The organism is Acutalibacter caecimuris, assembly GCF_034335085.1.
Taxonomy (GTDB): Bacteria; Bacillota; Clostridia; order Oscillospirales; family Acutalibacteraceae; genus Acutalibacter; species Acutalibacter caecimuris.
Map to the genome: position 1 here is coordinate 1 of NZ_JAWXXJ010000057.1, position 6,135 is coordinate 6,135.

6 protein-coding genes and 2 pseudogenes are annotated in these 6,135 nt (G+C 53.7%); all 8 read left to right on the forward strand.

Translation table 11 applies throughout. From position 1 onward, the window contains the following. A partial coding sequence (locus U8U01_RS16760) for a hypothetical protein (RefSeq protein WP_322176727.1) occupies positions 1-425 on the forward strand: 425 nt, incomplete at its 5' end. After that, positions 409-1,206, forward strand: a complete 798-nt coding sequence (locus tag U8U01_RS16765; protein ID WP_322176729.1) for a class B sortase — start codon at positions 409-411, stop codon at positions 1,204-1,206. The genes U8U01_RS16760 and U8U01_RS16765, both read left to right, overlap by 17 nt. A 15-nt stretch (positions 1,207-1,221) precedes the next feature. Further along, complete coding sequence (locus tag U8U01_RS16770) at positions 1,222-3,057, forward strand: VirB4 family type IV secretion system protein (protein ID WP_322176731.1); 1,836 nt, start codon at positions 1,222-1,224, stop codon at positions 3,055-3,057. Positions 3,058-3,530: 473 nt separating this feature from the next. Beyond that, a pseudogene (locus U8U01_RS17515) lies at positions 3,531-4,019 on the forward strand (CHAP domain-containing protein); the annotation flags it as partial. Continuing rightward, positions 3,982-4,581 (forward strand): DUF6329 domain-containing protein, encoded by a 600-nt coding sequence (locus tag U8U01_RS16780; protein ID WP_322176734.1) that lies wholly within the window; start codon positions 3,982-3,984, stop codon positions 4,579-4,581. The pseudogene U8U01_RS17515 and the gene U8U01_RS16780, both read left to right, overlap by 38 nt. A 15-nt stretch (positions 4,582-4,596) precedes the next feature. Beyond that, entirely contained in the window at positions 4,597-4,890 is a 294-nt protein-coding gene (locus U8U01_RS16785; RefSeq protein WP_322176736.1) for a DUF6103 family protein, read from the forward strand. Next, positions 4,887-5,906, forward strand: coding sequence for an amidoligase family protein (locus tag U8U01_RS16790; RefSeq protein WP_322176737.1), 1,020 nt, complete (start codon positions 4,887-4,889; stop codon positions 5,904-5,906). Before U8U01_RS16785 ends, U8U01_RS16790 begins: the two co-directional genes overlap by 4 nt. 13 nt (positions 5,907-5,919) lie before the next feature. Next, positions 5,920-6,135, forward strand: a pseudogene (locus tag U8U01_RS16795) (gamma-glutamylcyclotransferase family protein); the annotation flags it as partial.

Consider the following 6,135-nt stretch of genomic DNA (forward strand, 5'->3'; position numbering starts at 1 on the left):
ATCTGATGATGGTCTTGTCCGCCATTCCCGACATTGAAATCACCTGCACGGATTCCTGCGAGTGCTTCGATGATAACCAAGCGTATTTGCGGGGGCGGCTCCAGGAGGAAGGGAATCCGCTGGTGCGCCAGCTCTTGGAGCAGGACAGAGAAATGCTCGACCGGGCGCAGGCTGAGATGGCGACCGCCCGGCAGTTCCTGTTTATCAGCCGGTGCAAGGGGATGAAAGCTGACCAGGTGTTCCAGGCTGTGAACCGTATTGAGAAAGTAATCTCCGAGCAGGGATTTGAAGTCAGGCGTATGCGCAAGAGCGACATCAAGCGATTCTTGGCTATCTATTTCGACGCCAGCATGAACGGCGACCAACTCCCGGATACAGACGGCGGCCAATTTTTCGAGGTAGGACAATATGAGCCGGAGGATTAAATTCGGCGTTTTTGCGTTTCTGCTGTCGGCTGTCCTCGTCACCTGTGGGGTGATGATTGGCAGGGAACTGCTGTCACGGCAGAAAGAAAAAGAGGATTTTGAGCAGCTTGCCAAGCTGGTGACAGTGGAAAATTCCAATGTAACTCCCACCCCAACGGAACCGCCTGCTGCTAGTACAAAGCCGAATAGTGAGGATGTCTCAGAGGGATCTCCTCCTGAGAATGAACCGGCGCAGCGCGACCTCTCCGAACTGTTCGCCATGAACGATGATTTTATAGGCTGGCTGTGCATCCCTGAAACCGATATCAACTATCCCGTGATGCACACGCCTGACAATCCTGAAAAGTATCTGCGCCGCAATTTTCAGGGCGAGTACAGCGAGTCGGGCGTTCCTTTTTTGGATTCTCGGTGTGCATTGGACAGCGACAATCTCATCATCTACGGACACAACATGATGAATGGAACCATGTTCGCCGGTCTGCAAGGGTATGTGCGGGAGGATTTCTGCAAGGCCCACCCCAGTGTAGAATTTCAGACGGCAGACGGCTGCGCGGAATATCGGGTGTTCGCCGTGGCCTGGGTCAAAAGTAATGATGACTGGTACAAGTTCGTAGGTGCCACTGGCGCGAAAGATTTCAACAGTGCTGTTGAGAGAATCATTGGCAAGGCACTATTTCAAGTAGTCAGCAGACCAGAGTTTGGCACTCAAATCCTGACTTTGTCTACCTGTTACGACTCCGCCCACAACGGCAGGCTGCTGGTGCTGGCTGCAAAATTATAGAAAGGTTGTGTGACTATGTCCAAGAAGACAAAGAATAAAAAGATGAATCCGGCCCAGCTTGAAGCTGTGCGTACAAAAGATTTCTTCGACTGCATCCTGCCGGGCTCGGTGCGCTTTATGAGCGATTATTATATCGTGGGCGACTCGTACCGCTCGGTGTGGGTAGTGCGGGAGTACCCGCCCAGCACGGAGGAACAGGCCATTCTCTCCCAGCTTGCCGACCGCAGCGGAGTAACTTTGCGCATTTATCATCGACTGGTGGAACCTATGGAACAGAGGAAAATCCTGCAAAATGCCACCAGGAAGAACAAGCTCATGTCCGGGGGCAACGATGTGAATGAGACCATCGAAGCCCAAGGGAACCTTCAGGATGTGGTGGAACTTCTCGCTAACCTGCGGAAGAACAAAGAACCTCTGCTCCATTGCTCGGTGTTCATCGAGCTAAAGGCTCGGAGCCTGGACAAGCTCAAGGAGCTCCAGAGCGAGATATCCATGGAGCTGACCCGCTCGAAAATCTCCGTAGACCGGCTGACTCTGCGCCAGAAAGAGGGCTTCCTTTCTGTTCTGCCTGTGGGCGCGAATCAGTTCGGGGCGCAGTATGAGCGGGTGCTGCCTGCAAGCTCGGTAGCAAATTTGTACCCCTTCAACTTCTCCGGCAAAACCGATCCCCACGGCCTCTATATCGGGCGGGACAAGTACGGCTCCAATGTGCTTGTGGATTTTGACCGCCGGGCCGAGGACAAGACCACCAGCAACATCCTCATCCTCGGCAACTCCGGGCAGGGCAAGTCCTACCTGCTGAAACTCATTTTAACAAATTTACGGGAGTCCGGCAAGACCTGCATTTGCCTGGACGCGGAATCGGAGTATGAGGAACTGACCCGCGCCCTGGGCGGCTGCTATATCGACTTTATGTCCGGGGAGTACACCATCAACCCGTTGGAGCCCAAAGCCTGGACGGACGGCTCCGGGGAGGTGGATGTTACTACGCCCGATGCATTCAAGCGGGTAACACGATTGAGCCAGCACATTGCGTTCCTCAAGGACTTTTTCAGGGCCTACAAGGATTTCACCGACGCTCAGATCGACACCATAGAGATACTCCTCATGAAGCTGTACGCCCGGTTCGGCATCACCGACAGCACCGACTACGCCACTAAAAAGCCCTGCGATTTTCCCATCCTCTCTGATTTCTACAAGCTGTGCCAGGAGGAATATCACACCTACGACAAGGAGCGCAAGTACCTCTACACCGAGGAAATGCTGCAGGAGGTGTGCCTGGGCATCTACTCCATGTGCGTGGGGGCAGAATCCAAATATTTCAACGGGCATACCAACATTGTGGATGACCGGTTTCTGTGTTTTGGCGTGAAAGGGCTGATGGACACCAACAAGCGGCTCAAGGACGCCATGCTGTTCAACATTCTCTCCTATATGTCAAACGAGCTGCTGGGCAAGGGTAACACCGCTGCCAGCATAGACGAACTGTATCTGTTCCTCACCAACATGACGGCAATCGAATATATCCGCAACGCCATGAAGCGTGTGCGGAAGAAGGATTCCTCGATTATTTTGGCCAGCCAGAATATTGAGGATTTTCTCATTCCCAGCATCCGGGAATTCACAAAACCCTTGTTCTCCATCCCCACCCACCAGTTCCTGTTCAACGCCGGGCAGATCAACCCCAAGGATTTTATGGACGCTTTGCAGGTGGAGCCCAGCGAATTTGAACTCATAAAGTACCCGGAGCGGGGCACCTGTCTGTACCGCTGCGGCAATGAGCGGTATCTGTTGCAGGTGATTGCGCCGGATTACAAGTCTGCTCTGTTCGGAAAGGCGGGAGGCCGATGAGTGCAGCGCTGGGCGCGGCTCTGAAAAAGCTTGCTGTTGCTCTGCTGTCCGACCCCAAGACAATGAAAAAAGTGTTGGCTATCGTGCTGACGTTCTTGGTGGCTATCATCATGCCTGTAGCAGCGGTGATCGCCATTTTTAGCACAGATTTCGAGATAGACGTGCCGGAATTCCAGCGCATGGCAATCCAAAACCTGACCCCGGAGCAGCGGGCCGACCTGCAATTTATAGAGGACACCGGCAACGAAATCCAGGCGGCGCTGACCGCCAGAGGGCAGGAAAAACGGCTCAAGGAGGCGCTGGTGCTGTTCCTTTTTGCTCTGGGCGACTTCGCTCATGAGCCTGATTTCGTCACTAAGCTGGCAGGTTGTTTCGTGGAGGGTCAGACCCATGCGGAGCTTATTGCCGCTGTCAACACCGCCTTCGGCACAAATATTGACCCGGAGGACTTCGAGAAAATCATGTCTTTCGTGAACCGCCAGATCGTGGACGTGGCCCGCTCCCAGCTTGGCAATGTAGGCGGCGAACCCTATTGGAGCTGGTACGGGTTCCCCTCTCGGGTGGAGTGGTGCGCCTGCTTTGTAAGCTGGTGCGCCGACCAGTGTGGGTATATCGACAGCGGTATTATACCACGATTCTCCGGCTGTGAGCAAGGGGCTGGCTGGTTCAAGGCAAGGAATCTCTGGCAAGATGGTTCCGCCACGCCGACTTCCGGCGCTATTATTTTCTTTGACTGGGTGGACGAAAACGGCCTCCAGGACGGCAGCCCCGACCATGTGGGCATCGTGGAGAAAGTGGAAAATGGCAGGGTATACACTATAGAAGGAAATTCGGGCGATGCCTGTCAGCAGAACAGCTACCCTATAGGGTATTTTGAAATCTACGGATACGGCACTCCCAAATACGAACTCGGAGGTACAGAAGATGATAGTGAAAGTAATACCCCAGCGCAAGGAGCCTGAGATTTTTGCCCAGCCCTGGGAAATCGAGCATATAGTTGAACTGCCACCGGGGGAATTCCTCTATTTTAAGGAACACTTGCTGGAAGATTATCCCTTCATCGCAGAACAAGCCAAGGAGTTGCACACCGATGGACATGGCATCACCCATGGAATGCTGGTGCTCTGTGAGGGAATCGATGACGGCATCCTCGTGAATTCAGAAGGGAGTTCCTATGCCCGGTATGCAGCATATATCTCCGGTGCGCGAACACTCGCTCTTATGAACCGCTACCCGTCCCTGTACGACTTCTGCGTGGGGATGGACGCGCTGGTGGAGAAATATGTTCAGCAGGCGTTGGCTGGGCAGGAGGACGGTGGCTTCACCCTGCCCTATTCAGATTTGGACGCGGAGGTGGAGCAGCGGGTATACGATGAGGACATGGTCAATTTTGACCGGCAATTATTTCTGGATATGCTCTCGGAGCGCCCGGAATTCGACGAGGTGGAGACCACGCAAAATGAAATATACCTGACCATCGCCCCGGAGTTTGTGCAGGAACAGGCTCCGGGGATGTCTATGTGAAGGAGTTGATACCCCATGAAAAAAGACAGCATCACTATCCCCTACGACGAGGAAAAGCTGGCGGCTCTGCGGCTCTATCTGGGGCAGAAGAATCAGTCGGTGGAGCAGGAAATGGTCTCTGCTGTGGACACGCTCTATGCCAAAGCCGTGCCCGGCAATGTGCGCGAGTTCCTGGATCTGCGCTCTAGCATGGAGGTGAAGCCCGCGGAACGGCGCAAGCGCCCCCGGCCTACACCAGAATCAGAACCGGCTGTTGACGTTCATGCAACTTCCTCCGATCCTCTCCCGGAAAGCCGTGATAGCTTTTGAGAACACAGAAATTTGGTATAGAAATCGAGATGACCGGCATCACCCGCGCGGCTGCGGCCCAGGTGATTGCCGGTCATTTTAATACCAGCGCCACCCATGTGGGCGGGATATACGATGCCTTCGCTGTCCGGGACGGTGACAACCGCCAATGGAAAGTGGTCAGTGATTCGTCTATCCACAGGGAGTCACGGCGGGGCGAATCCCGAAATGCGGCCTATGCGGTGGAATTCGTGTCACCTATCTGCAAGTACGATGACATTGGGACTATTCAAGAGTTGATACGGAAATTGCGCTCTGCCGGGGCCAAGGTCAACAGCTCGTGTGGAATTCATATCCACATTGACACCTCACCCCATGATGTAAAAACGCTCCGTAACATCGTGAATATCATGGCGGCGAAGGAGGACTTGCTCTATAAATCCCTAAAGGTGGATGTTCACAGAGAGCATTACTGTGCCAAAGCAGATACCCGGTTTCTGGATGAGCTCAATGCAAAACGTCCCACGTCTATGGATACCTTGGAGTCAATCTGGTACAATGGCCGGTCTGGTAGAAATTATCATTATGATGAGAGCCGCTACCATGGGCTTAACCTGCATAGCGTGTTCTCCAAGGGTACTATCGAATTCAGATTATTTAACTCCACGCTTCATGCCGGGGAGATAAAATCGTATATTCAACTCTGCATGGCGATAAGCCACCAGGCGTTGGTACAGAAGTCGGCCTCCCGCATCAAGACCCAGAGCAGCAATGAAAAGTACACGTTTCGGGTTTGGCTTCTGCGGCTGGGGCTGATTGGCGATGAATTCAAAACGGCCCGCCACCATCTGCTGAAGAATTTGGACGGTAATATTGCGTGGAAAGACCCAGCCCAAGCCGAAGCTCAAAAGCAAAGGCTGGCTGAAAAAAGGTTAGCTGAATCTGTTGCCCAAGCCATGGAGCAGGTGCCTGCGCCGGTAGAATCCACGGAAGAAATAGAGCAGGACGAGGCCCAAGAAATGGGCATGAGAATGTGAAAGGACGGTCGATATGGCTAAAAAATTGTACGTTGCCTATGGCAGTAATCTCAACAAAGAGCAGATGCGCTACCGCTGTCCCACAGCGAAATACGTTGGCGCTGGCGAATTGCAGGGCTATGAATTGCAGTTCAAGGGCCGGGAGCGCTCGGCATTCGCCACTATCGGTCGCAAGGATGGGGCCTCGGTTCCCGTGGGTCTGTGGGAAATCCAGGCCAGGGACGAGCGG